Origin of the sequence: Streptomyces sp. WAC 01529, from assembly GCF_003945545.1 — a bacterium.
GTDB lineage: Bacteria > Actinomycetota > Actinomycetes > Streptomycetales > Streptomycetaceae > Streptomyces > Streptomyces anatolicus.
Genome location: NZ_CP029617.1, coordinates 5,638,385 through 5,662,611 on the forward strand (window position 1 = coordinate 5,638,385; position 24,227 = coordinate 5,662,611).

Below are 24,227 nucleotides of genomic sequence, written 5' to 3' on the forward strand. Positions count from 1 at the left end.
CTACGCCTCCATCGGCGTGAGGTGCAGGCCGGGCCCGTCATCCGTCGCGTAAGTCACATCGGAGCGAGGGTTTCGGCGCTGTAAATGGCGGGAAACAAGCGAGGTTCCGCAACGCCAGATGGCCGCGCGGGTACGTCAGCGGGACGTCTACGCGCGGCGGCGGTCCCCGGGTGCCCACAAGAGCGGTCGGCGAATCGCTTCGGCTTCGAACCCTACGTCAACTTCACTCTTCGAGCAGGCCCGGAAGGGTGACCTGGATCCGGCAGCCGCGAGGGGATTCGGCCACTCCGATGTGGCCGCCGTGCAGATCGACCGCCCAGCGCGCGATGGCGAGGCCGAGGCCGGTGCCGCCGTCGTTGGCCGAGTTCTTGGCGGGGGTGCCCGCGTGGCTGCCGCGGTTGAAGCGCTCGAAGACGCGGTGCCACTCGGACTCGGGGATGCCGGGGCCCTCGTCGAGCACCTCCAGGTCCAGGGACTCGGGGTAGGGGCCGCGCCTGGCCCGTACCGTCACGCGGCCGTGCGGCGGGCTGTGCTTGACCGCGTTGTCGATGAGGTTGGCCACGACCTGGTGCAGCCGCTCGGCGTCCGCGTGGGCCGTCAGCTCCGGGGGCGAGACGTCCAGGTGCAGATGGACGTCCGTACGCGTGTGGCTGCCGGAGCCGGAGGCGATGCCCGCGCGCGCGGAGGCCACCATGTTGGCCTCCTTCAGTACGCCCGACAGATACGGCCAGACCTCGAAGCGGCGGGCCTTCAGCGGGACGACGCCGTTGTCGAGGCGGGAGAGGTCGAGCAGGGTCTCCACCAGACGCCCCAGGCGCTCGGTCTGCTTCAGGGCGGTGCGCATGGTCTCGGGGTCGGCGGCCGAGACGCCGTCGACGACGTTCTCCAGGACCGCGCGCAGGGCGGCGATGGGGGTGCGCAGCTCGTGGCTGACGTTGGCGACCAGCTCCTTGCGCTGGGTGTCCTGGGCCTCCAGGTCGTCCGCCATCGCGTTGATCGTGGAGGCCACGTCGCCCAGTTCGTCGCGCCGGTCGGCGCCGCGCACCCGGCGCGTGTAGTCGCCATGGCTGACGGCGCGGGCCACCGCGTTCATCTCGTCCAGCGGGGCGGTGAGGCTGTGCGCCACGAACTGCGTGATGAGCAGGGTGGCTATCACCGAGAAGACGGTGATGAAGCGCAGCTCGGTCTCGGTCTTCATCGCCACCAGGAGCAGTCCCGTGGTGATGAACACGGAGACGACCACCAGGGCGCCGAGCTTGGTCTTGATGGAGAAGGGCCGCAAGCCCTGGAAAGGTCCGCGAGGTCCGAAGGGCCCGCTCATGGCAGGACCGGCCTCAGGGGGTCGGGGTTTCGAGGGCGTAGCCCACGCCGTGCACGGTCCGGATCCGCTCGGCGCCGATCTTCCGGCGCAGCGCCTTGATGTGGCTGTCGACGGTCCGGGTGCCGGAGGCGTCGGCCCAGTCCCACACCTCCGCGAGCAGCTGCTCGCGGGAGAGGACCGCGCGCGGGGTGTTGGCCAGGCAGACCAGCAGGTCGAACTCGGTGGGTGTCAGGTGGACGTCCTCACTGCGCACCCGCACACGCCGCTGGGCGTGGTCGATCTCCAGTTCGCCCAGGCGCAAGATGCCGCTGCGGGGGGTGGTCGCGGCGAGCGCGGCCCGTTCGACCCTGCGCAGCAGGACGTGCACGCGGGCCGCCAGCTCCCGCATCGAGAAGGGCTTGGTCATGTAGTCGTCGGCGCCGACGCCGAGGCCGACCAGCATGTCCGTCTCGTCGTCACGCGCGGTGAGCATGAGGACCGGGACGGGGCGCTGGGCCTGGACCCGGCGGCACACCTCCAGGCCGTCGAAGCCCGGCAGCATGATGTCGAGAATCAGCAGGTCGGGCTGCCACGCCTGTGCGGTGTCGACCGCCGAGGGTCCGTCCCCGGCCGTTTGCACAACAAAACCCTCGGCACGCAGCCGGGCGGCGATGGCGTCGACGATCGTCGGGTCGTCCTCGACCACCAGGACCCGGCGCTGGGCGCCGGGTGTCGCCGCCGTGGCGCCGCTGTGGGAGGTGTGTGTCTGCTCCATCGCCCGCCCCTGACACTGATCGCTTGTGTTCGGTCAGCAGGGTACGGGGCGCGAAGCCACCTCGGCTACGCAGCCCGGACGCCGAGGTGCACCACGTCAGGGACGCCTCGGGCAACGGGGATCTCTTCGGTTCGTACCCTCTGGAATCCGGCATTCCGTAGAGCGTCGTCGAAAGCGGACGAGGGCTTCGCGGACCACACGGCGAGCACTCCGCCGGGGGTGAGCCGGGCTTTGCAGGCGGCCAGACCGGCAGGCGAGTAAAGGGAGTTGTTGCCCTCCGTCACCGTCCAGTCGGGGCCGTTGTCGATGTCCAGACAGAGCGCGTCGTACGTTTCCGGGGTGCCGGGGAGGCCTTCCGCCGCTCCCTTGAGGTACCTGACGAGGTCCGTGTGAAGAATTTGCGTACGTGAGTCCGAGAGCGCCGCCGCGGACAGCTCGGCGAGCGGTCCCGCGCGGTGCCAGTCGATGATGGCGCCCTCGCGCTCGACCACGGTGATGTGTCCCCAGCGGGGGTCGGCGGCGGCGTGCGCGAGGGAGAACCCGACGCCGAGGCCGCCGATCAGCACGGCGGGCTCCGGGCGGTCGTCGAGGGCGTCCCGCGCCGCGTCGACGAGCAGCCGCTCGGAGCGGCCGTCGGAGGTGTCCATCAGGAAACAGCCGTTGGCGATGATCTGCAGCAGCGCACCGTGGCGCCGCAGTACGACCTCGCCGTACGGGCCCTCGCGCCGGTCGAGGACGACGGGGGCGGTGGTGTGGGTCTGCATGGGCCCAGCGTATTTGTGGGGGGTGGGGGTATGGGGGCAACGCGGAAACGGCCTCCTGGGTTGCTGTGAATCGCGCCGCACGTGGCGCGGGTCATAGACAGCGCCGGAAAAGAGGGCAAAGGGTAGGCCGGGACGGAAGGAGCGCCTCACCCGTGAACCAGAGCGTCAAGACCCCGGCCGCCGTGCCGGGGCCTCTCCCCGAGCGGCCGCCCCTGAACGCGCTCCCTCGCCAGCCGGGCCGCCGCGCTCGGGCGGAGGAGCCCGGCGGGCCCGGCGCGAGCGCGGGCGCGCCCGGCGGACGCGCGGGCGTCGGGGGGCCGGGCGGGCAGGAGGCCGGCGCCGCTTCGGACAGGGGCGAGAGACGCGGCGTCCGCGCCGTCTCCGGGAGATGGGGCCGGGCGGGCCTGCGGATGCTGCCCGGGCCCACGAGTACGCCCTTCACCTTCGGGTACGCCGTCGTCCTCGTCGCCACCTCGCTCCTCAGCCAGTACGCCGACCCCGACCTCGTCTCCGCGCTGCTCCGCGGCTCCAGCACCGACGTCGCCCACCTCACCCACAACCCCGTCCTCGTCCTGCTCGCCAGCGCCCTGTGGATCGCGGGCGGCATCACCTCGCCGTACGCCATCGGGTTCCTGCTGGTCCTCACCGCGCTTGAGCGCCGCATCGGCGGGCTGCGCACGGCCGGGGTCTTCCTGCTCGGGCACGTCGTCGCCACCCTCGCCACCGAGGTCCCGGTCGGCCTCTCCGTCCTCGCGGGCCATCTGCCCGGCAGCTCGCTGCACCGCCTCGACTACGGCATCAGCTTCGGCGTCGCCGCCAGCGTCGGCGCGCTCGCGGGGCTGCTCTCGCCGTGGCCGCGGTGGGCCGTGCTCGCGGGGTTCGGCTGGATGCTGATCGACGACCTGATCGCGTTCACCGACCCGATGACGAACTGGGGCCACCTGCTGGCGCTCGTCATCGGCGTCTCCACCTGGCCCCTGCTGCGCCGCGGCCGCCGGTCCCTGGGCGGCCGCCCGGGCAGGCCCTACACCGGCACCGCCTCCACCACCGACGGGAAGGCCGTCGTCGGCAGGATCCGCGTCAGCTCGAACCCCGCCCGCGAGAGCAGCGCGGCGAACTCCGCCTCCGTACGCTCCTGACCGTCCACGATCGCGGCCATCGCCACGTCCATCGTCTTGCCGGGGTGCGGGTCGTTCCCCGGGGGCAGCACGGATTCGACGATCACGAGGCGGGCGTCCGGCGCCATCGCCGTCCGGCAGTTGCGCAGGATCCGCATGCAGGCCTCGTCCGGCCAGTCGTGCAGGACGTGCTTGAGGATGTACAGGTCGCCGCCCTTGGGGACCTTGGTGAAGAAGTCCCCCGACTCGGCGCTCCAGCGGCCCCGTACCGTCTCGTCCCCGCTCAGGACGTGCGTGCTGACCGCCGGGGTCTGGTCTAAGAGGACCCCGCTCAGGCCGGGCCGCCCGCGCAGCACCGCCCGCAGGAGGCCGCCGCGCCCGCCGCCGACGTCCACCACCGTGCCCCGCTCGGGGAAGGGATAGGTCCCGGCCACCACCGCGTCGACCGGCCCCGAGAGCGAGGTCATGCCGGCGTCGAACAGTTCCCGGAGCGCCGGGTCCCCGGCCAGATACGCGAAGAACGGCTTCCCGAAGGCCCGTTCGAAGGAGGGTCCCTCCTCGCGCACCGTCTCCTCCAGGCCCGCTGAGGTCCGCTGGAACACCGGGTCGGTCAGCATCAGCACCGCGGCGTGCTGGGAGTACGGGGCGTCCGTGCGTAGCGCGTCCCCGGCCGGCGTGAGGTGGAAGGCGCCCGCCTCGTCCTCGCGGAAGACGCCCCGCGTGGCGAGATAGCGCAGGACGCGGCGCAGATGCCGGGCGTGCGTGCCGGTCAGCTCCGCCAGCTCCTCGGCGGTGCGCGGGCCCGCCGCCAGGTGGTCGGCGACGCGGCAGTGGGCCGCGGTGCGCAGCGCCGCCGACAAGAGGTGCCCGAGGGCCAGCTCCATGAGCCGGCCGGCGACGTCTTCGGCGGGGCCCGCGCCGTTGTCCGGTGTGTCCACGGTGGCTCTCTCCTCCGTGTGCGAGGGGGGACTCCCACGGTCTCCACGGAAGGCCCATCCGTACAGAGGGCGTCCGGTGATCGCTCAGAGCGAACAGGCTTTGGGGAACACTGCGGCGCTCATAAGCATTGAGTCGGTACAGCTCAACTTGAATGCCGAAAGGGAGATCATGGCTACTGAGTCCACCTCGTCCACCTCGCTCACTCTGCCTGTGCTGCCGCTCGACGACGAGGTGGTCCTGCCCGGCATGGTGGTTCCGTTCGACCTCTCCGACGCGGAGGTGCGCGCCGCGGTGGAGGCCGCGCAGGCCGCGGCCCGCTCCGAGGGCGACAGCAAGCCGAAGGTGCTGCTTGTTCCGCGCATCGACGGGACGTACGCCGCCACCGGCGTCCTCGGCACCGTCGAGCAGGTCGGGCGGCTCTCCGACGGCGACCCCGGCGCCCTCATCCGCGGCCGCAGCCGCGTGCGCATCGGCGCCGGTACGACCGGTCCCGGCGCCGCCCTGTGGGTCGAGGGCCAGAAGCTCGACGACTCCGTCCCCGAGCCGCTGCCCGGCGCCGTCACCGAGCTGGTCAAGGAGTACAAGGCGCTGGCCACCAGCTGGCTCAAGAAGCGCGGCGCCTGGCAGGTCGTCGACCGCGTCACGCAGATCGACGATGTCTCCGCGCTCGCCGACAACTCCGGCTACTCACCCTTCCTCACCACCCAGCAGAAGATCGAACTCCTGGAGACCGAGGACCCGGTCGCCCGCCTCAGGCTCGCCACCGCCCAGCTGCGCGAACACCTCGCCGAGCAGGACGTCGCCGAGACCATCGCCAAGGACGTCCAGGAGGGCGTGGACAAGCAGCAGCGCGAGTTCCTGCTGCGGCGCCAGCTGGACGCCGTACGCAAGGAGCTGCGCGAGCTGAACGGCGACAGCAAGGACGCGGCCGAGGAGTCCGACGACTACCGGGCCCGCGTCGAGGCCGCCGACCTGCCCGAGAAGGTCCGCGAGGCCGCCCTCAAGGAGGTCGACAAGCTGGAGCGCGCCAGCGACCAGTCGCCCGAGGGCTCCTGGATCAGGACCTGGCTCGACACCGTCCTCGAACTGCCGTGGAACGAACGCACCGAGGACCAGTACGACATCAAGGGCGCCCAGGAGATCCTGGACGCCGAGCACGCCGGGCTCCAGGACGTGAAGGAGCGCATCACCGAGTACCTCGCGGTCCGCAAGCGCCGCTCCGACCGCGGTCTCGGTGTCGTCGGCGGGCGCCGCGGCGGCGCCGTGCTCGCCCTCGTCGGCCCGCCCGGCGTCGGCAAGACCTCGCTCGGCGAGTCCGTCGCGCACGCCATGGGCCGCAAGTTCGTGCGGGTCGCGCTCGGTGGCGTACGCGACGAGGCGGAGATCCGCGGCCACCGTCGTACGTACGTGGGGGCGCTGCCCGGGCGGATCGTGCGGGCCATCAAGGAGGCCGGGTCGATGAACCCGGTCGTGCTCCTGGACGAGATCGACAAGGTGGGCTCGGACTTCCGGGGCGACCCGGCCGCCGCCCTCCTCGAAGTCCTCGACCCGGCGCAGAACCACACCTTCCGGGACCACTACCTGGAGGTGGAGCTGGACCTGAGCGACGTCGTCTTCCTGGCGACGGCGAACGTCCTCGAAGCCATCCCGGAGGCCCTGCTCGACCGCATGGAGCTGGTCCGGCTCGACGGCTACACCGAGGACGAGAAGGTCGTCATCGCCCGCGACCACCTGCTCCCGCGCCAGCTGGACCGGGCGGGCCTGGAGAAGGACGAGGTCACCCTCGACGAGAGCGCCCTGCGCAAGCTGGCGGGCGAGTACACGCGCGAGGCGGGCGTGCGCAACCTGGAGCGGTCCGTGGCGCGGCTGCTGCGCAAGGTCGCGGCCCAGCACGAACTGGGTGAGCGGGAGCTGCCGTTCACCGTCACCGACGAGGACCTGCGCGGCCTGATCGGGCGGCCGCACCACGTGCCCGAGTCCGCCCAGGACCCGGCCGAGCGGCGCACCGCGGTGCCGGGCGTGGCCACCGGACTCGCGGTCACCGGGGCGGGCGGCGACGTTCTCTTCGTGGAGGCCTCCCTCGCGGACCCGGAGACCGGTGCGTCGGGCCTCACCCTCACCGGTCAGCTCGGTGACGTGATGAAGGAGTCGGCGCAGATCGCCCTGTCGTTCCTGCGCTCGCACGGGGCCGAGCTGGAGCTGCCGGTCGCCGACCTCAAGGACCGGGGCGTGCACATCCACTTCCCGGCGGGCGCGGTGCCCAAGGACGGTCCGAGCGCGGGCGTCACGATGACGACCGCCCTCGCCTCGCTGCTCAGCGGCCGGCTCGTGCGGACGGACGTGGCGATGACGGGCGAGGTCTCGCTGACCGGGCGTGTCCTGCCGATCGGCGGCGTCAAGCAGAAGCTGCTCGCCGCCCACCGCGCCGGGATCACCACGGTGATCATCCCGAAGCGGAACGAGCCCGACCTCGACGACGTCCCCGCCGAGGTCCTGGAGAAGCTGGACGTGCACGCGGTCACCGATGTGCGCCAGGTGCTCGAACTGGCCCTCACCGAAGCGGAGGTGAGGGTCCCGGCCGCCGCGTAGGACGCCAGGGTGAAGGGTGGCCGGCCCGGCATCGGGCCGGCCACCCTTCCTTCACGTGTGCTCAGCCGTTGGCGAGCGCCTGCACCCGGTCCAGGGCGCCGTTGAACTTGTTGTGGTCCCCGACGGTCGGCCCGGACGAGGTGTACTGCCACATGGTGTGGAAGCCCCAGCCGGCCGGGAGTTCGCCCGGGCTGGTGTCGTAGCGGGCGATCCACAGCGGGTTGCTCGCGCCGAAGCCGCTGTAGTTGCCGGTGCACTGCTTCCACCAGCTGGTGGCGGTGTAGATGACGGCGTCGCGGCCGGTGCGGGCCTTGTAGGTGTTCAGGAAGTCGCGGATCCAGCTGACCATGCCGGACTGCGACTTGCCGTAGCAGGACGCCCCGTAGGGGTTCCATTCGATGTCCAGCGCGCCCGGCAGCGTCTTGCCGTCGCGCGACCAGCCGCCGCCGTTGTCCACGAAGTAGTTGGCCTGGGCGGCGCCGCTCGCCGTGTCGGGCGTCGCGAAGTGGTAGGCGCCGCGGATCATGCCCACGTTGTACGAACCGTTGTACTGCTGGGCGAAGTAGGGGTTCTTGTAGTACGTGCCCTCGGTGGCCTTCACGTAGGCCCACTTCACCCCGCTGTTCCACAGGGTCGACCAGGCGACGTTGCCCTGGTGGCTGCTGACGTCGACGCCCTCGGTCTGGACGGCGCCGCCACCGGTGGGCAGGCCGCCCTGGCCGTCGTGCTCGATCACGCCCTGGCCGAGCCGGGCGGAGCCGCGCGGGGGGATCTCGTCCGCCTGGGCCGCCGTGGGGAGCGTCAGGAGGAGGGAGAGAGCGGACAGGACTGCGAGGAGGACACCCGCCGGCGACAAGCGCGAGCGGCGGGCCGGTCCGGGTCTGTGCACGGGCATGCGTGCCTCCGAAGGCCTCAGTGGTGCTCGGGGGGGACCTGTCGACAGGTTCATGGTGTGAACATGTCACTTGAAAAGCTACGCACGTAGACCGACGTGAGGGAAGAGGGGCAGAGTGGTGCCGTTGGTCCACTCCTGTGGCGGTGCCATCGGAACGGCACCGCGGCGACCTTGCGAAATACTGGTCAGGCCGCCGGCGCCATGCCTGCGGCGCGAGAGCCTCGCGGCGATAACTTTCAGAATCGGGAAAGCGGGACATGGGTGCTGCAGAAGAGGGTGTGACGGTCGGGGCGCGCGGTGACGCCGAGCCGGGGGTGGACCGTGAGTTCCTCTCCCTGGAGCGGGAGTTGTCGCTCCTGATGCGCCGCGCGCGGGCCTCGTCCGGCGAGATGGCGCGCCAGGTCCACCCCGACCTGGAGCCCGCCGCGTACGGCCTGCTCGTCTGCCTCGACGACTCGGGACCACAGCGCGCCACCGACCTCGCCGCCTACATCGGCGTCGGCAAGGCCACGATGAGCCGCCAGCTGCGGGCCATGGAGGAGCTGGGCCTTGTCTCCCGCGAGCCCGACCCCGCCGACGGGCGCGCCTGGCTCATCCGGCTCACGCCCGAGGGCCGTACCCGCTTCCGCACGGTGCGTGCCGCCCGCCGCGCCCAGTACGTGCGCCGGCTCCAGGGCTGGGAGCGCACGGAGGTCGCGGAGCTGGCCCGGCTGCTCGGGCAGCTCAATTCGAGCGCGGATTCCTGAGCGGCGGCTGACGGCAGCGCCTCGGCCTCCTGGCCTCCTGGGCTCGGGCTCGGGGCTCACAGCTCCACGTACACCACCGCCGCGTCGTCGTGCCGCTTGCCGCGGGGGAAGGCGAGGCGGTCGGGGTCGGCGAGTTCCAGCTCCCGTACGCGGTCGAGCAGGTGCTGCGGGCCCTCCTTGCGCAGCAGCGCGAAGCACTCCCGCCAGTCGCCCTCGCGGAAGGTCTCGACCCAGCGCGTCGCCCCGTCGGTGAGCGCCGTCACCGCCGTCACGTCCGCGCGCGGTATCTCGCCGGTGACCGCGCGCAGGGCGGCCGAGGGGTCCGCGGCGGCCGTGTAGAAGCCGTCCTCCGCGTTGCGCAGTGCCTCGACCGCCGCTCCGTACGCCCTGCCCGCCACCTCCCGCTCCGCCGAGCCGCGCGGCAGGGCGCGCACCTGCTCGCGCAGGGCCTGTACGGCGGGCGGCAGTGCGGCGAGGCGCCGGTCGAGGATGGCGCTCACCTCGCCGCCGACGCGCGCTATGAGGAGCGCCGAGTCGGAGAGGACCAGGTGCTCGACGCGTTCGGCGTCCCAGCGCACGAGTACCACCGTTGCCTGAGGGGTGCGTGGGTGAGAAAGGTCACAGGTTGAACTATGTGCGTCGGCGGTACGCGCAATGGCGGCCGCCAAGATCTCAGGGAGCGTCATATCCCGTCGCGAAACGGACAGTTCACCCAGGGCGCCGCCGAGACGTGCGGTGAACCAAGGGACGGAATGCAGACAGCCCACCGAACCCTCCGGCGGTGTCACGCCGTCCAGGAGGACGAGCGATCCGCCCTGTCCGGACGCGGGAAGCGCGACCGAGGCGTAGTCCTCGTTGGGGCGTGCGGGGTCTCCGGGCTCAGTGGCGAGTTCGATGCGCATCCGGCCAGTCTGCACGAGGCCTCCGTGGGGGTCACCGGAAGCGGGCCCCGGGCGGTGGGTTGGCCCGGACCAGCGGGCCGTGCGCCGGAATTGGACCGGAATGATCAACTCCGCCGGGGTGTGGCGGCGCATCCTGCCAAAGCCGGTCGGCGACGTCCAACCGGCGCCCCGCATATGCCGGTCGCCGATAACCTCGGGACTTGCCCGCCAACTCCCCACCGATGTTCACTCCTTCGGGTGGCCAGGCAGGCGATGCGCGACCGCCACTCACCGGCGCTGGAAGGGTCAGGTGCCGTAACCGGGGGCGCGCTCGTGTTGACGGATCGTCACCCGGGCCCTAGGGCAGACGAAAAACAGGAATGCGAGCACCGGTGCAGATGATGCGGCCTGGGCGCAAAGGCAAGCAGACGGCCCCGGAAGGGGCCACGCCGGGCGCGACCACCCCGACCGACCGTGCCGAGCCTGCGGCGGCGGCTGTCGGGGACGCGGCCCCGTCCGTGGGTACGGACGCCTCCACCACGCCGGATCCGTTCGCCGCGGGGCGGCCGGAAGGGCCTGACACGACGGCGACCCCTGCGGGGCAGTCTCCGGGCAACGGTCAGTCGGCGTCCGGCACCCCTGCGGGGCAGTCTCCGGCCTCCGGTCAGTCGGCGTCCGGTACCCCTGCGGGGCAGGCGGGGGCGGCTGAGATGCCCCCCGTCGGGTCGCAGGCCACCCCCACGCCCTCCGCCGAGCACACCGCCCCCACACCCCCCGCCGGGGACACCGGCACCGGTGCGCAGCCCGCCAAGGGTGGCGCCGCCGGTGTAAACAAGAAGCCCACCGCCCGTGTGCGCAATCGGCTGATCGTCGCCGTCGCCGTCGTCGCCGCCGCGATCGCCGGTGCCGGGGCGCCCGCCATCGTCGCCGCGTCCGGGCGGCTCAACGACACCCAGCGCCTGGTGACCCTCGCCGAACACACCCAGCAGGCCGTCTCCCTCGGGCACTCGCTGGCCGACGAGCGTGACGAGGTCACCTCCTTCATCGCCTCCGGCCGCCCCCAGGGCAAGGGCCTCTCCGAGAGCCGCAGCGCCCGCGTCGACCGGCAGATCGACGAGCTGCGCGGTGCCGACGCCCCCGCCGGGCTCCGCGGCGAGCTGGCCGACATCGCCGCCGTCCGCCGCGCCGCGCTCACCGGCAAGAGCACCGCCCTCGAAGCGCACGAGGCGTACACGAAGGTCATCACCGAACTCCACGGCCTCACCCGCGACCTGGCCGAGCAGCTGCCGCCCGAGGCCAACAAGGGCGCCTTCGCCCTCTCCGACCTCGACCACGCCGTCGAGCAGGCCGCCGCCGCCCGCGGCCTCCTCCTCGCCGCACTCGCCGTCCCCGGCTCCACCGCCCCCGCGATCGACCCGGTCACCGGCCTCCCGGCGACCGGCTCGGACGAGACCCCGGCCGCGGGCAAGCGCCGCGACGGCCTCAGCACCGCCGCCCAGCAGGCCCACATCCGCGAGCTGGCCGCGCTCGCCGACTTCCGGGACGCCGCGGGGGACTCCGCCCGTACCACGTACGACTCGACCGTCACCGGCCCCGAGGTCACCGCCGCGGAGAAGTACCTCTCCCGGCTCACCGACCAGCCCACGCTCTCCGCCGAGGAGCGGCGCACCGACCGCGAGAAGCTCGACGCCGCGCTCTCCGCCCGCATCGAGACGATGCGCGGCGCCGAGTCCGCGCTCGGCGCCGACCGCACCAAGCAGCTCGCCCAGCTGCGCGACGACGACGTCACGGCGCTGGAGATCCGCGCCGCGCTCGTCGGCGTCCTGCTGCTCGTCGCGGTCGGCGTCTCCATGGCGATGGCCCGCTCGCTGACCCGCCCGCTCGCCGTCCTGCGGCTCGGTTCCGCCCGCCTCGCGACCGAGCCCGCGCCCCAGGAGCCGATCCGCTTCACGGGCCGCGACGACGAGTTCGCCCAGGTCGTCCGCTCCGTCAACGCCCTGCACGGCCACGCCGCCGCCCTCACCGAGCGCCTGGCCACGCTGGAGAAGGACCGCAAGCACCTCATCGGCAAGCGCCGGTCCATGGCCGACGAGCGCGAGGCCCTGCGCGCCGAACTCGCCGAGGCGTCCGTGCACTTGGAGCGCGTACGCCAGTCCATCCACGGCACCTTCGTCAATCTGGCCCTGCGCACCCTCGGCCTCGTCGAGCGCCAGCTCGCCGTGATCGAGAACCTGGAGGACCGCGAGCAGGACCCCGACCGCCTCGCCACCCTCTTCAAGCTCGACCACCTCGCCACGGTCATGCGCCGCCACAGCGAGAACCTGCTGGTCCTCGCCGGGGCCGAGCACGGCCACCAGCACCCCGGCCCGGTCCCGCTCGTCGACGTCGTACGCGCCGCCGTCTCGGAGATCGAGCGGTACGAGCGCGTACGCATCGCCACGCTGCCGCCGCACGCCCACATCGCGGGCTTCGCCGCGGACGACATCAGCCACCTCACCGCCGAACTCCTGGAGAACGCGACCTCGTTCTCCCCGCCCGACGCCTCCGTCGAGGTCTCCGGATGGCTCCTGGAGAGCGGCGAGGTCATGCTCTCCGTCCAGGACGAGGGCATCGGCGTCAGCCAGGACCGCATGCGCGAGCTGAACGCCCGCCTCACGGACTTCGACCCCGACGACGCGTACGACCAGGAGAGCGGGGACGGCCTCGGCCTCGGCCTCTACGTCGTGGCGCGGCTCGCGGCGCGGCACGGGGCGCGGGTGCGGCTGCGGGAGCAGAAGCAGGGCGGCGTCGCGGCGGTCGTGGTGCTGCCCAAGCCGATCCTGGCTCAGGCGCCCTCGACGCCGGTGGTCCCCGCCCCGGCGCGGGGCGGCGGCGAGCCCCTGGTCCACCTGCCGGGGTCGGAGGCCGAGGCCAACTCGAACGTCATCCCGGGGCGGTTGGCCGGTACCGCCGAAGGCGATCAGGATCCGCTGATCGCGGCGGCCGAGCGGACGCTGGAGACGGCCCTGCCGAAGCCTGCGGACGAGCCCGAGCCCAGGAGCGAGCCCGAGCCCAGGAGCGAGCCCGAGCCCACGCCGGAGCCGGAGCCCGCGCCTTCGGCGGAGACCACCATGGAGCTGGCGGCACCGGCTCCGCGGGAGGAGCCCCCCGCGCCCCCCAAGTGGGAGCGCGTCACCGACAAGGGGCTCCCCAAGCGCACCCCGAAGATCACCGCGCCCACGCCCGCCGCGCCCGAGCAGCGCAGCGGTTCCGTGGACGCCGAAGCGCTCCGCCGCCGCCTCGGCGGTTTCCACCAGGGCGCGCAGAGCGGCCGACGGGACGTGGAAGCCGAACTGGCGGCCGGAACGGAACCGGCCGCCGGATCAGATCCGGCCAAGCCGTCGGAAAGTAACGCAAAGAACGTAAATGACGCAGACGTAATGGGGGACTCAGTCGAGGAGGCAAGCAGTTGACTGCGCCCATGCGCACGCCCAGTTCTTCCGCCGGACCCGCCACATACGGCCTGAGCAGTGAAGCCCGCAATCTGCACTGGCTGCTGACGAACCTCGTGGAGGAGGTGCCCGGCATCCTCTCCGTCGCGGTGGTCTCCTCCGACGGACTGCTGCTGCTCTCCTCCGACCCCGAGCGGAACGTGGAACGCCCGGCCCCGAACCCCACGGGCCCCAGGGGCTCCAGCGCCGACCTCGCCACCATCGTCTCCGGACTCGGTTCCCTGACCATCGGCGCCGCCAAGCTGATGGACGGCGGCGGAGTCAAACAGACCGTGGTCGCGATGGCGGAGGGCAGCCTCTTCGTCATGTCGATCAGCGACGGTTCGCTGCTCGGCGTGCACGCCACGCCGGACTGCGACATGACCGTCGTCGCGTACCACATGGCGCTCTTCGTCGGCCGCGCCGGGCACGTCCTCACCCCCGAACTCCGCAGCGAGCTGCGCAAGTCGATGGAGGACGCCCGATGAGCGGCAGCCGCAGGACCAGCACACCGAGGCTGCCGCAGCGCGGCGGCGACCGGAAACCCGCCCGCGTGCGCCCGTACTCGCTGACCGGCGGCCGGACCAGGTTCGGCCACGTCCTGCTCGTGGAGACCTTCGTGGCGAGCCACCCCGAGCTGGAGGCCGCCGAGGAGCGCCGCGAACTGCCCAAGGGCACGCTTGCCAGGGTGATGCCCGAGATGCGGGCGATCGTCGAGATCTGCCGTCGCATGCGCACGGTCGCGGAGATCGCGGCGCTCCTCAAGATGCCGCTCGGCGTGGTCCGCGTACTGCTCAGCGACCTCGCCGACCAGGGAAAGATCCGCGTGTACGGTACGGGCCACGGCCCGGGACAGCCCGACCGCGCACTGCTGGAAAGGGTGCTGAGTGGACTCCGCCGTCTCTGAACTCCTCGAGAACGAGGGTCAGTTGCAGGCCTGGCAGACGGACAGGTCACGTGCCCCGATCGCCACGAAGATCGTGGTGGCGGGCGGCTTCGGCGTCGGCAAGACGACGCTGGTGACCGCCGTCTCCGAGATCACGCCCCTCCAGACGGAGGCGCTGATGACACAGGCGAGCGCCGGCACCGACGACCTGAGCGGGACGCCCGAGAAGGCGACCACCACGGTCGCCATGGACTTCGGCCGCATCACGCTCGACGACGACCTGGTGCTCTACCTCTTCGGTACGCCCGGCCAGCAGCGCTTCTGGTTCATGTGGGACGACCTGGTGCGCGGCGCGATCGGCGCCGTCGTACTGGCCGACACCCGCCGCCTGTCCGACTGCTTCCCGGCGCTCGACTACTTCGAGAGCTGCGGCCTGCCGTACATCGTGGCCGTCAACCACTTCGACGGCAGCGAGAAGTTCGAGCCGGCCGATGTGCGCGAGGCGCTGACGGTGCCCGCCCGCATACCCGTGCTGATCATGGACGCACGCCGGCGGATCTCGGTGATCGAGTCGCTGCTCGCCCTGGTCGGCCACGCGCTCGACGTCACCCCCGAGTAGACGTCACCCCTGAGTCAAGAGAAGGACCCTCATGCGGAAGATACTTGTCGTGGGAGCCGGGCAGTCCGGGCTCCAGATCGCCCTCGGGCTCCAGGCACAGGGGTACGAGGTCACCCTGATGTCCAACCGCACGGCGGACGAGATCCGGTCCGGGCGGGTCATGTCCACCCAGTGCATGTTCGACACCGCGCTCCAGCACGAGCGCGACATCCAGGCGAACTTCTGGGAGTCGCAGGCCCCGAGGATCGAGGGCCTCGGCGTCTCGGTCGCCGGGCCCGACGGCTCCCGCGTGATCGACTGGGTCGGCAAGCTCGACGGGTACGCCCAATCCGTCGACCAGCGCGTGAAGATGGCGGGCTGGATGGAGACGTTCGCCCAGCGCGGCGGCCAGCTGGTCATCCACGGCGCCGCGGTCTCCGACCTCGACTACTTCTCGCGCGCCTACGACCTGGTGCTCGTCTCGGCCGGCAAGGGCGAGCTGGTGTCGATGTTCGAGCGCGACGCCGCCCGCTCACCGTTCACCGAGCCGCAGCGGGCCCTGTCGGTCGCGTACGTCCACGGGCTCGGCCCGCGCCCGGAGCACCCCGAGTTCGACGCGGTGCGCTGCAACCTCGTACCCGGCGTCGGCGAGCTGTTCGTCATGCCGACCCTCACCACCTCCGGCCGCGCCGACATCCTCTTCTGGGAGGGCGTGCCCGGCGGCCCCCTCGACGTCTTCCAGGGCGTCAAGGACCCGAGCGAGCACCTGGCGCTCACCCTCGAACTCCTGGAGAAGTTCCTGCCCTGGGAGTACGCGCGCGCCACGAAGGTCGAGCTGACCGACGCGGGCGGCACGCTCGCCGGGCGGTACGCCCCGACCGTGCGCAAGCCGATCGGGCGGCTGCCCGGCGGCGGCGCGGTCCTCGGCGTCGCGGACGTCGTCGTCGCCAACGACCCGATCACCGGGCAGGGCTCCAACTCGGCGTCCAAGTGCGCCGCCTCGTACATCTCCTCCATCGTCGAGCACGGCGACAAGCCGTTCGACGAGGCGTGGATGCAGTCGGCCTTCGACCGCTACTGGGACACCGCGCAGTCGGTCACCAAGTGGACGAACGCGATGCTGGGCGCGCCGCCGGAGCACGTCCTGAACATCCTCGGCGCGGCGGGCCAGCTCCAGCCGGTCGCCGACCGGTTCGCCAACGGGTTCAACGACCCGGCCGACTTCGAGAACTTCTTCTACGACCCGGACAAGGCCGCCGCCTACCTGGAGTCGGTCGCGTCCGGCGCCTGATCGCCGCTGTACCCCAGGTCGCTGCCCGAGGTCGCCCCCTCGGGCAGCTTCGGCGGGACGTATCCCCGCATGGGGCGGCCCCCGGGGTCGGGCCGGATCGCGCCGAGCACGGGGTTGGCCGCGATCGGTGACACCTTCACCCTGCCTCCGGGGCGCGGCGCCTGGATGACCTTCCCGTCGCCCAGGTACAGGGCCACGTGCGTGGCCCTGGGGAAGTAGACGACGAGATCGCCTGGGCGCAGCTTCGAGAGCGGGACGCGCCTCAGCTCGGCCCACTGCTCCTGGCTGGTGCGGGGGATCTCGCGGCCCGCGTGCGCCCAGGCCCGTGAGGTCAGGCCCGAACAGTCGTACGCGTCCGGGCCCTCGGCGCCCCACTCATAGGGCAGCCCGATCTGCCGTACCGCGAACTCCAGGGCCTTGTCGCCCTGGTGCGAGGGTGCCCGCGTGGCCCGGCTGCCGCTGAGCGCGCCGGACGCCATGAACGCGCGCTGGGCCTTCGCCGTCCCCGCGTCCTCCGCCTCCCGCAGGGCGTCCAGCTGGTCCGGGGTGAGCGCGGAGAGCATCTCCTGGACCTCCTTGAGCCGGTCGCCGACCTTGTCGCGCTGCCGCTTCTGCCGGGCGGCGAGGGCGGTCTGCGTGGCCAGCGCCTTCTTCGCCGCCCTCGCCAGCGCGTCCGCCCGCTGCTCGCCCTCGGCCAGGCGCTCCACGGTGGCGGCGCGGCCCGCGGCCACCCGCTGGATGACGTGGCCCTGGTCGAGGGCGCGCTGGGGGTCGCGGGCCAGGAGGAGGCGTACGTAGGGGGAGAGGGCGGTGGCGTTCTGGTACTGCTGGCGGGCCAGGCGGCCGGCGTCGCCGCGGCTGTCCCTCGCGGAGGCGCGGGCCTTCGCCAGCTTTTCGGCGAGGTCCTTGGACCTCGCGCGCTGCTCCTTCAGCTTCTCCTCGGTGGCGTTGTACGTCTCCGTTGCCTCTTCGGTGGTGCGGTACAGGCGCTGAAGGTCCGTCAGCAGCTCCGCTACGGGGCGGGTTTCTGGCTCCGGGGCCGCTTGGGCGGGGGGCGCGGTGGGTGTGATTGCGCACAGGGTGCCTAGGGCTGCGGCTGTGCAGGTCCAGGGGGGCAGCCTTTTTGACACGTCATCACCTCCGGGGCGCGCGGAGGGACTTCCTTCGCGCTCGCCGCGAGCATGTGGCTTCGGGCTGGGGGGCGCCTCCCGGGGCTCGGCGGGCGGCCGAACCGGGTCACTCGTCCAGGGGGTGGCGGCGTGGGGGGTTGCGTTGTGTCGCTGCGGGTGCTTCGTGGTTGCTCGCGCAGTTCCCCGCGCCCCTTACGGGGCGCTTCTGCGGGTGGCGGCGTGGCTGCTCAGGGCTTGTTCGGCTTTGACCAGGGCCACTTCAGGCCGCCGTCCTTGTCGCCCTCGGGGGCGTACTCGTACTGCCACCTCGGGGTGAGCGTGTGGCGTTTGCCTGTGGGTGCTGGTACGCGGCGGTAGACCAGGATCGTCGGGGGGCCGCCCGCGTCGTCCGGTACCGGGACGCGGTAGGTCTTCGGGGGGTGGCCGGTCGGGCCGAGCAGGATGGGGAGGACGCGGCCGTCCAGGGGGCCACCCACGAAGGGGGTCTCTTCGCTCTTCACGCCACCAGTGTCACACCAGGCGCGTCACAGCAGGTGAGCCGCGTCGGCCAGCACGGGAAGAACGCGCCGCGTGAGGGAGCCGACGGGGCCCTCCCGCGTTTCCAGGCCCAGCGCCCACCGCACGACCTCCGCCGTCTGCGGGTCGCGGCCCGCCGTCGCCACGAGCACCGCCATGAACTGCTCCACCAGCATGTCCCGCAGGTCGTCGAGCGGCGGCTGCTTCTCCTCGTCGAGCCAGATCAGCGATGCGGCCTCCACCGCGGTGATCCACATCCGTACCGTCATCCGCAGGCGCGGGCCCGGGTCCGGTACGCCGAGGTGGGTGAGGATGTGGTCGGCGGCCGCTCTGCGTACGCCGTCGACTATCGCGGTGGTCCGGGAGGTCTCCACCACGCTGCCGCCCTGGAGCAGTGCGCTGAATCCCGTGTCGTGCTCGTCCACGAAGGCCAGGTACCGGTCGAGCGCGCGGGAGAGCCGCTGGGTGAGCGGGCCGTCCGGGGGCTCGGCGAAGCACTGCTCCAGTTCGTCGGCGGCGGACCGCAGCGCGGCCTCGTACAACTGCTGCTTGCCGCCGGGGAAGTAGCGGTACACGAGCGGCCGCGAGACACCGGCGGCCTCGGCGACGTCGTCCAGGTTGACCTCCTCGGGCGCGCGGTGTGCGAAGAGGGAGAGCGCGGAGTCGAGCAGTTGCCGCCGCCGCGCCTCGACGCTCAGGCGGCGGTACGCACGCGTGCTGGCAGGCGAGGTCATGCCTCGCAGCGTAACTCGCCCCGCGCCTTCCAGGGGCGCGAGGAACTGCGCGAGCAACCACACACAGCCCGCAGCCAAGCGTTACGCCAGCAACCCCGAAGACCTCCAGAGCCGCCGCCCCACCCCCCTCATGACCCCAATGTCATCCAAGAAGTCCGTCAACCGCTTCGCCCCCGTCTGCATGACCTCCCGGCGGTGCCCGCTCGCCCTCACCTGCGCCACCGCCTCGCGCCGGTCGAGGCCCACGTTCGTATAGACGGCGGGGTTCACGAACGCTATGGAGAAGACCCGCGCGGCCTCCCCGCAGCTGAGGCGGGTCAGTTCCCGCTCCCAGCGCGGCGCCGTCACCATCTGGCGCCGCAGCTCCTCGCGGGCGTACCGCACATGCCGCGCCTCCTCCACCACGTGGATCCGCGTCACGCCGCGCACGATCGTCTGGACGCGCTCGTCCGGGAACGTCAGCCGCTGCATCCAGTCGAGGATCTCCTCGCCGAGCAGCGTGCAGGCGAAGGAACCCGGCGTGGTGGAGACCGTCTTCAGCACGCGCGCGAGGTTGTGGTTGAGGCGCGTGACGGGGTACGTCGGCGCGCCACCCTTCTCGATCATGCGCGCGAACATCATCGAGTGCCGGCACTCGTCGGCTATCTCGGTCAGCGCGTACCGCACATGCGCGCTGGTCACCGACTTGTCGTAGATGTGCCGCACGAGCAGCTGCATGAGGATGATCTCGAACCAGATGCCGAGCGAGGCGAGCGAGGCGGCCTCGTGCCGGGCGAGGTCCATCCGCTGCTCCTCGGACATCCGCTTCCACAGCGGGGTGTCGTAGAGCGAGACCAGCTCCGGCGGCCAGAACCACTTGCCCTCCTCGACGGGGGCGTCCCAGTCGAGTTCCCTGTCGGGGGCGAAGGAGTGCTTGGCGGAGGACTCCAGGAGCCGGACGGCCACCTGTTCCCGGTCCTTGAGCAGGCCGAGCGCGTCCCGCAGACCCTGGAGGGAAACGTCTTCCGTCACGGTCGTCATGACTGTTCCTGACTTGTCGCGGGTTACCAGCGGTCACCTCTTATGAGACTGCCTGTCAGTAAGACCGTCAATCCCCCGCGCACGACTTGTTGACCCTGCGTCTAGGAGCGTGTGAGCCTGCCCGTATGTCGACGCACGAGCTTTACACCAGGTCCCCTGGTGAGCCCAACTGGCAGGTCCCGTCGGCCGGTTCGGCCCGCTTCAGCTGGGAGTACGACGAAGGGCGCGACCGTCTCCTCGCCCTCTACCAGAAGGGCAAGGACAAGCAGTGGGACGGCGCCAAGCGCATCGACTGGGACCTGGAGGTCGACCCGCTCGACCCCCTCGGCACCCCCGACGAGTCCCTGTCGCTGTACGGCACGCCCCACTGGGCCAAGCTGACCGAGAAGGACAAGGGGGAGCTGCGCAGGAGCTATGCCTCCTGGCAGTTCAGCCAGTTCCTCCACGGCGAGCAGGGCGCGATGGTGTGCGCGGCCCGCATCGTCGAGTCGGCCCCCGACCTCGACGCGAAGTTCTACTCCGCGACCCAGACCATGGACGAGGCGCGGCACGCCGAGATCTACGGCCGCTTCCTGCACGAGAAGATCGGGATGCTCTACCCGATCAACGACAGCCTCCAGTCGCTCCTCGGCGACACCCTGCGCGACTCCCGCTGGGACATGCCCTACCTCGGCATGCAGGTCCTCATCGAGGGCCTCGCGCTCGCCGCGTTCGGCATGATCCGCGACACCACCGACAAGCCTCTGCCCAAGCAGATCCTCGCGTACGTCATGCAGGACGAGGCCCGGCACGTGGCGTTCGGGCGGATGGCGCTGCGCGACCACTACAAGCAGCTCACCGACGCGGAGCTGCGCGAGCGCGAGGAATTCGTCATCGAGGGCTGCTACTTGATGCGCGACAGGCTGCGCGGGGTCGAGGTCCTGGAGGACTTCGGCATCCCCAAGGCGCAGGCCGAGGAGTACAGCGAGCAGTCCGAGTTCCTCGCCCTCTTCCGCCGGCTGCTCTTCAGCCGCATCGTCCCGTGCGTCAAGGACATCGGCCTGTGGGGCAAGCGCCTCCAGCAGGCCTACGTGGACATGGGCGTCTTCGAGATGGGCGACGCCAGCCTCGACCAGCTCATGGCCCAGGACGAGGAGGTCGCCGAGAAACTGGACGCGGAGCGCTTCGCCGCGGAGGAGAGGGAACGGCTCGACGAGGTCCACGACGCGATCGCGGCCGGCGGCGCACCGGAGTGAGGTCAACGCGGCGTGCGCCGGTCACTCGACGGGTCCCCCTCGACGTCGACCTCACCGCGCTGCGCCGCCGCTGAGCGCCGCCTCCATCACCGCCCTCGCGATCGGCGCCGCGCTGCCGCCGCCGCTGATGTCGCCGCGGTCCGCCGACGCGTCCTCGACGACCACCGCCACCGCCACCGCGGGCTCCGGGTCGTCGGCGCCCTGGGCCCAGGAGACGAACCAGGCGTACGGCGTACCGGCGTTGTCGACGCCGTGCTGCGCCGTGCCCGTCTTGCCGCCCACCGTCGCCCCCGGAATGGCGGCGTTAGTGCCCGTGCCCTTCTCGACGACCTCCGTCATCATCTCGCGCAGTCGCGCCGCCGTCCCCGGGCTCATCACCTGGCGCAGGGTCCTGGTGCCCGTGGAGTCGAGCACATCACCGTCGGCCGTGGTCGTCCTGTCCACCAGGTAGGGCGACTTGACGGAACCGCCGTTGGCGACGGCCGCCGAGACCATCGCCATCTGAAGGGGCGTCGCCCGGGTGTCGAACTGGCCGATGGAGGAGAGCGCGAGCTGCGCCTTGTCCAGGGTGGTGTCGAAGTTGCTGGCCGCGACGGACGACGGGATGCGCAGGCCGCGGTCGTTGAAGCCGAAGTCCCGCGCGGTGCCCACCATCGCCCCCAGGCCCGTGTCGACCCCGAGCTTGGCGAAGACCGTGTTGCAGGACCACCGGAAGGCGGTGCGCAGGGAGGCGTTGACGCAGCCGTCCACCTCGTTGGTCAGCTGGGTGCTCGTGCCCGGAAGGGTGTACGGGCTGGGGGACTTGGTCGGCGCGTCCAGGTCGGTCACGACGCCCGCCTCCAGCGCGGCCGCGGCCGTGACCACCTTGAACGTCGAGCCGGGCGGATAGGTCTGGCGGATCGCGCGGTTCAGCATCGGCTTGCTGGGCCAGCCGTTCAGCTCGGTCCAGGCGTCCGCCACCGTCCGGCTGGTCCCCGAGAGCCGTTCCGGGTCGTAGGAGGGCGCGCTGACCAGCGCCAGGATCTTCCCGGTCGCCGGTTCGATCGCCACCACCGCGCCCCGCTTGCCGCCGAGCCCGGCGTAGGCGGCCTGCTGCACCGCCGCCCTGATCGTCGTCTCGACCTTGCCGCCGGGGTTCTGCGCGCGCGTGACGTCGTTCCACAGGGGGAGCGGGGCGAGCATCGGGTCGGTGCCGGAGAGGATGTCGTCCTCGGCGTCCTCCAGGAACGAGGTGCCGTACACCTGCGAGGCGAAGCCGGTCACGGGCGCGTACAACGGCCCGTTCTTGTACGTACGTTCATAGCGCAGCTGCTCCCCGGTGTCCTTGGAGCCGGTGACCGGGCGCCCGTCGACCAGGATGTCACCGCGCGGCTGCCCGAAGCGGGCGATGGCCTGGCGGCGGTTGGCGGGGTTGTGGTCGAGGGAGTCGGAGTCGACGACCTGGACGCGGGTGGCGTTGACGAGCAGGGCGAGCAGCAGCAGCGCGCAGAAGGCGGCGGCGTGCCGGATGTACCGGGTCACCGGGCGACCTCCCCGAGGGGCTGGCTGCGGGCCGAGTCGCTGACCCGGATCAGCAGCGCCACGATGATCCAGTTGGTGACGACCGACGAACCGCCCTGCGCGAGGAACGGCATCGCCATGCCGGTGAGCGGGATGAGACCCATGACGCCCCCGGCGATGACGAAGACCTGGAGCGCGACGATCGAGGCGAGCCCGACCGCGAGGAGGCGCCCGAAGGGGTCGCGCAGGGCGAGCCCCGCGCGGTAGCCCCGCTCGACGAGAAGGGCGTAGAGCAGGAAGATCGCGCAGAGCCCGGCGAGGCCCAGCTCCTCGCCCGCGGTCGCCAGGATGAAGTCGGACTTGGCGGCGAAGCCGATGAGGATGGAGTGGCCGAGCCCGAGCCCGGTGCCGAGCATCCCGCCCGCGGCGAACGCGAAGAGGGACTGGGCGAGTTGGTTGGGGCCGTCGCCCGCGTCGATGGAGGCGAAGGGGTGCAGCCAGTCCTGGACGCGGCTGTGCACGTGCGGTTCGAGCGAGCCGACCGCGAACGCGCCGAGCGCGGCGAGCAGCAGGCCGACCGCGATCCAGCCCAGGCGGCCCGTGGCGACGTACAGAAGGATCACGAAGAGGCCGAAGAAGAGCAGCGAGGTCCCGAGGTCGCGCTCCAGGACCAGGACGCCGACGCTCAGCAGCCAGATCGCGACGATGGGCCCGAGGACGCGCCCGGTGGGCAGCTGGAGGCGCCGCAGCCGCCACAGGGTGCGGCCGGTGTAGGCGAGCGCGTGGCGGTTGGCCGCGAGGTAGCTGGCGAAGAAGACCGCGAGCAGGATCTTGGCGAACTCGCCCGGCTGGATGGAGAACCCGCCGATCCTGATCCAGATCCGGGCGCCGTTCACCGCCGGGAAGAAGATCGGCACGATCATCAGGATCAGCGCGGTGACGACGGAGAGGTAGGCGTAGCGCTGGAGCACGCGGTGGTCGCGCAGGAAGAGCACGGCGGCGGTGAAGAGCCCGACGCCGACGGTCGACCAGATCAGCTGCGCGGGCGCGGCCTCGTCGTTCGGGGTCTCCAGGTCGAGGCGGTAGATGAGGACGAGGCCGAGGCCGTTGAGGAGGACCGCGATCGGCAGCAGCAGCGGATCGGCGCAGGGGGCGCGGAGGCGGACGGCGAGGTGCGCGAGGAGGGCGAGCACGCCGAGCCCGGCGCCGTAGCCCGCGGCGCCGGGCGGGACGGTGCCGTTCTTGGCGAGGCCGACATCGCAGTAGCCGTACACGGACAGCAGTACGGCGACGATCAGCAGGGCCAGCTCGGTGCCGCGGCGCCGGGGGACACGGACGGCGGGGACCGCGGGGGGTGCGGAGCCCGCTCTTGTTCCGGTCATGCCGGGAACGTAGCAAGCAACCCGCCCTCAAGTCCGCTTATGTCGTCTATGTCGGCCGAGCCTCGCGGCGGGGCGTCAGCACCAGCGCGGTGCCTTGCCGATGTTGGCGATGTAGTGCGCGGAACCCCAGGCCCAGGTGCCGTCGGTGAGCAGGTACCAGTGGTTGGTGCGGCCCACGTGGCCGCCCTTCGTCTTGCAGAAGATGGTGACGACCTTGCCGTGGGGGACATGGCGGACCACGCGGCCGCCCCGGGTCGGGGTCTCCCGGAGCAGCAGCCCGGACTTGGCGGTCACCCGGCCCTTGTAGACGGGCGGGTGCTTGTCGGCGGCGTCCAGGGCGGCGGCGGGGCCGGTGGCGGTGAGCGCGGCGAGCGCGCTGCCGGCGGCGAGTATGCCGAGCCGGGCGGCGGTGGTCCTCTTCGAGGGCATGGGGCCTCCTCGGGGGAGTCGGGTCGGGC

22 protein-coding genes are annotated in these 24,227 nt (G+C 71.9%); 9 read left to right on the forward strand and 13 right to left on the reverse strand.

All coding sequences use genetic code 11. The features are described from left to right. Positions 1-223: 223 nt before the first annotated feature. The 3 genes from DMA15_RS25375 to DMA15_RS25385 all read right to left on the reverse strand — a co-directional run bounded on the left by DMA15_RS25375 (position 224) and on the right by DMA15_RS25385 (position 2,839). Positions 224-1,321, reverse strand: a complete 1,098-nt coding sequence (locus DMA15_RS25375) for a HAMP domain-containing sensor histidine kinase (protein WP_125515068.1) — start codon at positions 1,319-1,321, stop codon at positions 224-226. 13 nt (positions 1,322-1,334) lie between these two features. Beyond that, complete coding sequence (locus DMA15_RS25380; protein ID WP_125515069.1) at positions 1,335-2,075, reverse strand: response regulator transcription factor; 741 nt, start codon at positions 2,073-2,075, stop codon at positions 1,335-1,337. 65 nt (positions 2,076-2,140) lie between these two features. After that, a complete protein-coding gene (locus tag DMA15_RS25385) occupies positions 2,141-2,839 on the reverse strand; it encodes a spermidine synthase (RefSeq protein ID WP_125515070.1) in 699 nt (232 codons plus the stop codon). Between the two features lie 152 nt (positions 2,840-2,991). Here DMA15_RS25385 and DMA15_RS37595 point away from each other — a divergent pair, with 152 nt between their 5' ends. Then, the gene (locus DMA15_RS37595; protein ID WP_240659925.1) at positions 2,992-3,978 is read left to right on the forward strand and encodes a rhomboid-like protein; all 987 of its coding nucleotides are present in this window, start codon (positions 2,992-2,994) and stop codon (positions 3,976-3,978) included. Here the strand turns inward: DMA15_RS37595 and DMA15_RS25395 are convergent. Then, the gene (locus DMA15_RS25395; protein WP_346428923.1) at positions 3,864-4,895 is read right to left on the reverse strand and encodes a methyltransferase; all 1,032 of its coding nucleotides are present in this window, start codon (positions 4,893-4,895) and stop codon (positions 3,864-3,866) included. The genes DMA15_RS37595 and DMA15_RS25395 overlap by 115 nt on opposite strands. A gap of 169 nt (positions 4,896-5,064) precedes the next feature. On the opposite strand from DMA15_RS25395, the gene lon reads away from it, so the two are divergent. Continuing rightward, a complete protein-coding gene (gene lon / locus DMA15_RS25400; protein ID WP_125515071.1) occupies positions 5,065-7,485 on the forward strand; it encodes an endopeptidase La in 2,421 nt (806 codons plus the stop codon). A gap of 61 nt (positions 7,486-7,546) precedes the next feature. Here lon and DMA15_RS25405 read toward each other — a convergent pair whose 3' ends face one another. Then, positions 7,547-8,380, reverse strand: a complete 834-nt coding sequence (locus DMA15_RS25405; RefSeq protein WP_125515072.1) for a lysozyme — start codon at positions 8,378-8,380, stop codon at positions 7,547-7,549. Between the two features lie 257 nt (positions 8,381-8,637). Here DMA15_RS25405 and DMA15_RS25410 point away from each other — a divergent pair, with 257 nt between their 5' ends. Further along, entirely contained in the window at positions 8,638-9,126 is a 489-nt protein-coding gene (locus DMA15_RS25410; RefSeq protein ID WP_125515073.1) for a MarR family transcriptional regulator, read from the forward strand. 56 nt (positions 9,127-9,182) lie between these two features. Here the strand turns inward: DMA15_RS25410 and DMA15_RS25415 are convergent, their stop codons facing one another. Further along, positions 9,183-10,028 carry a protein phosphatase 2C domain-containing protein gene (locus DMA15_RS25415; protein ID WP_125515074.1) on the reverse strand — a complete coding sequence of 282 codons (846 nt, stop codon included), beginning with the start codon at positions 10,026-10,028 and terminating at the stop codon, positions 9,183-9,185. A gap of 689 nt (positions 10,029-10,717) precedes the next feature. Between DMA15_RS25415 and DMA15_RS25420 the strand changes: the two genes are divergently transcribed. Genes DMA15_RS25420 through DMA15_RS25440 form a run of 5 tightly spaced genes read left to right on the forward strand, consistent with a single transcriptional unit; the run spans position 10,718 to position 16,252 of the window. Continuing rightward, the gene (locus DMA15_RS25420) at positions 10,718-13,459 is read left to right on the forward strand and encodes a nitrate- and nitrite sensing domain-containing protein (RefSeq protein WP_125515075.1); all 2,742 of its coding nucleotides are present in this window, start codon (positions 10,718-10,720) and stop codon (positions 13,457-13,459) included. A gap of 8 nt (positions 13,460-13,467) precedes the next feature. Continuing rightward, complete coding sequence (locus DMA15_RS25425) at positions 13,468-13,965, forward strand: roadblock/LC7 domain-containing protein (RefSeq protein WP_125515076.1); 498 nt, start codon at positions 13,468-13,470, stop codon at positions 13,963-13,965. Further along, positions 13,962-14,384 carry a DUF742 domain-containing protein gene (locus DMA15_RS25430; protein ID WP_125515077.1) on the forward strand — a complete coding sequence of 141 codons (423 nt, stop codon included), beginning with the start codon at positions 13,962-13,964 and terminating at the stop codon, positions 14,382-14,384. Before DMA15_RS25425 ends, DMA15_RS25430 begins: the two co-directional genes overlap by 4 nt. Continuing rightward, positions 14,365-14,982: an ATP/GTP-binding protein gene (locus DMA15_RS25435; protein WP_125515078.1), complete on the forward strand. Its 618-nt coding sequence runs from the start codon at positions 14,365-14,367 to the stop codon at positions 14,980-14,982. The genes DMA15_RS25430 and DMA15_RS25435 overlap by 20 nt, the downstream gene beginning before the upstream one ends. Positions 14,983-15,013: 31 nt before the next feature. Continuing rightward, positions 15,014-16,252 carry a styrene monooxygenase/indole monooxygenase family protein gene (locus DMA15_RS25440; RefSeq protein WP_125515079.1) on the forward strand — a complete coding sequence of 413 codons (1,239 nt, stop codon included), beginning with the start codon at positions 15,014-15,016 and terminating at the stop codon, positions 16,250-16,252. Here the strand turns inward: DMA15_RS25440 and DMA15_RS25445 are convergent. From DMA15_RS25445 to DMA15_RS25460, 4 genes are all read right to left on the reverse strand, one after another. Next, positions 16,222-17,322 (reverse strand): C40 family peptidase, encoded by a 1,101-nt coding sequence (locus DMA15_RS25445; RefSeq protein ID WP_240660262.1) that lies wholly within the window; start codon positions 17,320-17,322, stop codon positions 16,222-16,224. The two genes, DMA15_RS25440 and DMA15_RS25445, sit on opposite strands and share 31 nt — an antisense overlap. A 287-nt stretch (positions 17,323-17,609) precedes the next feature. After that, a complete protein-coding gene (locus tag DMA15_RS25450) occupies positions 17,610-17,882 on the reverse strand; it encodes a hypothetical protein (RefSeq protein WP_125515080.1) in 273 nt (90 codons plus the stop codon). A gap of 24 nt (positions 17,883-17,906) precedes the next feature. Further along, complete coding sequence (locus tag DMA15_RS25455; protein WP_125515081.1) at positions 17,907-18,632, reverse strand: TetR/AcrR family transcriptional regulator; 726 nt, start codon at positions 18,630-18,632, stop codon at positions 17,907-17,909. Positions 18,633-18,713: 81 nt separating this feature from the next. Further along, a complete protein-coding gene (locus tag DMA15_RS25460) occupies positions 18,714-19,652 on the reverse strand; it encodes a diiron oxygenase (protein WP_125515082.1) in 939 nt (312 codons plus the stop codon). 125 nt (positions 19,653-19,777) lie between these two features. On the opposite strand from DMA15_RS25460, the gene DMA15_RS25465 reads away from it, so the two are divergent. Further along, a complete protein-coding gene (locus DMA15_RS25465) occupies positions 19,778-20,887 on the forward strand; it encodes a ferritin-like domain-containing protein (protein ID WP_125515083.1) in 1,110 nt (369 codons plus the stop codon). A gap of 51 nt (positions 20,888-20,938) precedes the next feature. Here DMA15_RS25465 and DMA15_RS25470 read toward each other — a convergent pair whose 3' ends face one another. From DMA15_RS25470 to DMA15_RS25480, 3 genes are all read right to left on the reverse strand, one after another. Then, entirely contained in the window at positions 20,939-22,408 is a 1,470-nt protein-coding gene (locus DMA15_RS25470; protein WP_125515084.1) for a penicillin-binding transpeptidase domain-containing protein, read from the reverse strand. Then, positions 22,405-23,769 carry an FtsW/RodA/SpoVE family cell cycle protein gene (locus tag DMA15_RS25475; protein ID WP_125515085.1) on the reverse strand — a complete coding sequence of 455 codons (1,365 nt, stop codon included), beginning with the start codon at positions 23,767-23,769 and terminating at the stop codon, positions 22,405-22,407. Before DMA15_RS25475 ends, DMA15_RS25470 begins: the two co-directional genes overlap by 4 nt. Before the next feature lie 75 nt (positions 23,770-23,844). Beyond that, positions 23,845-24,198: an SH3 domain-containing protein gene (locus tag DMA15_RS25480; RefSeq protein ID WP_125515086.1), complete on the reverse strand. Its 354-nt coding sequence runs from the start codon at positions 24,196-24,198 to the stop codon at positions 23,845-23,847. Positions 24,199-24,227 lie beyond the last annotated feature (29 nt).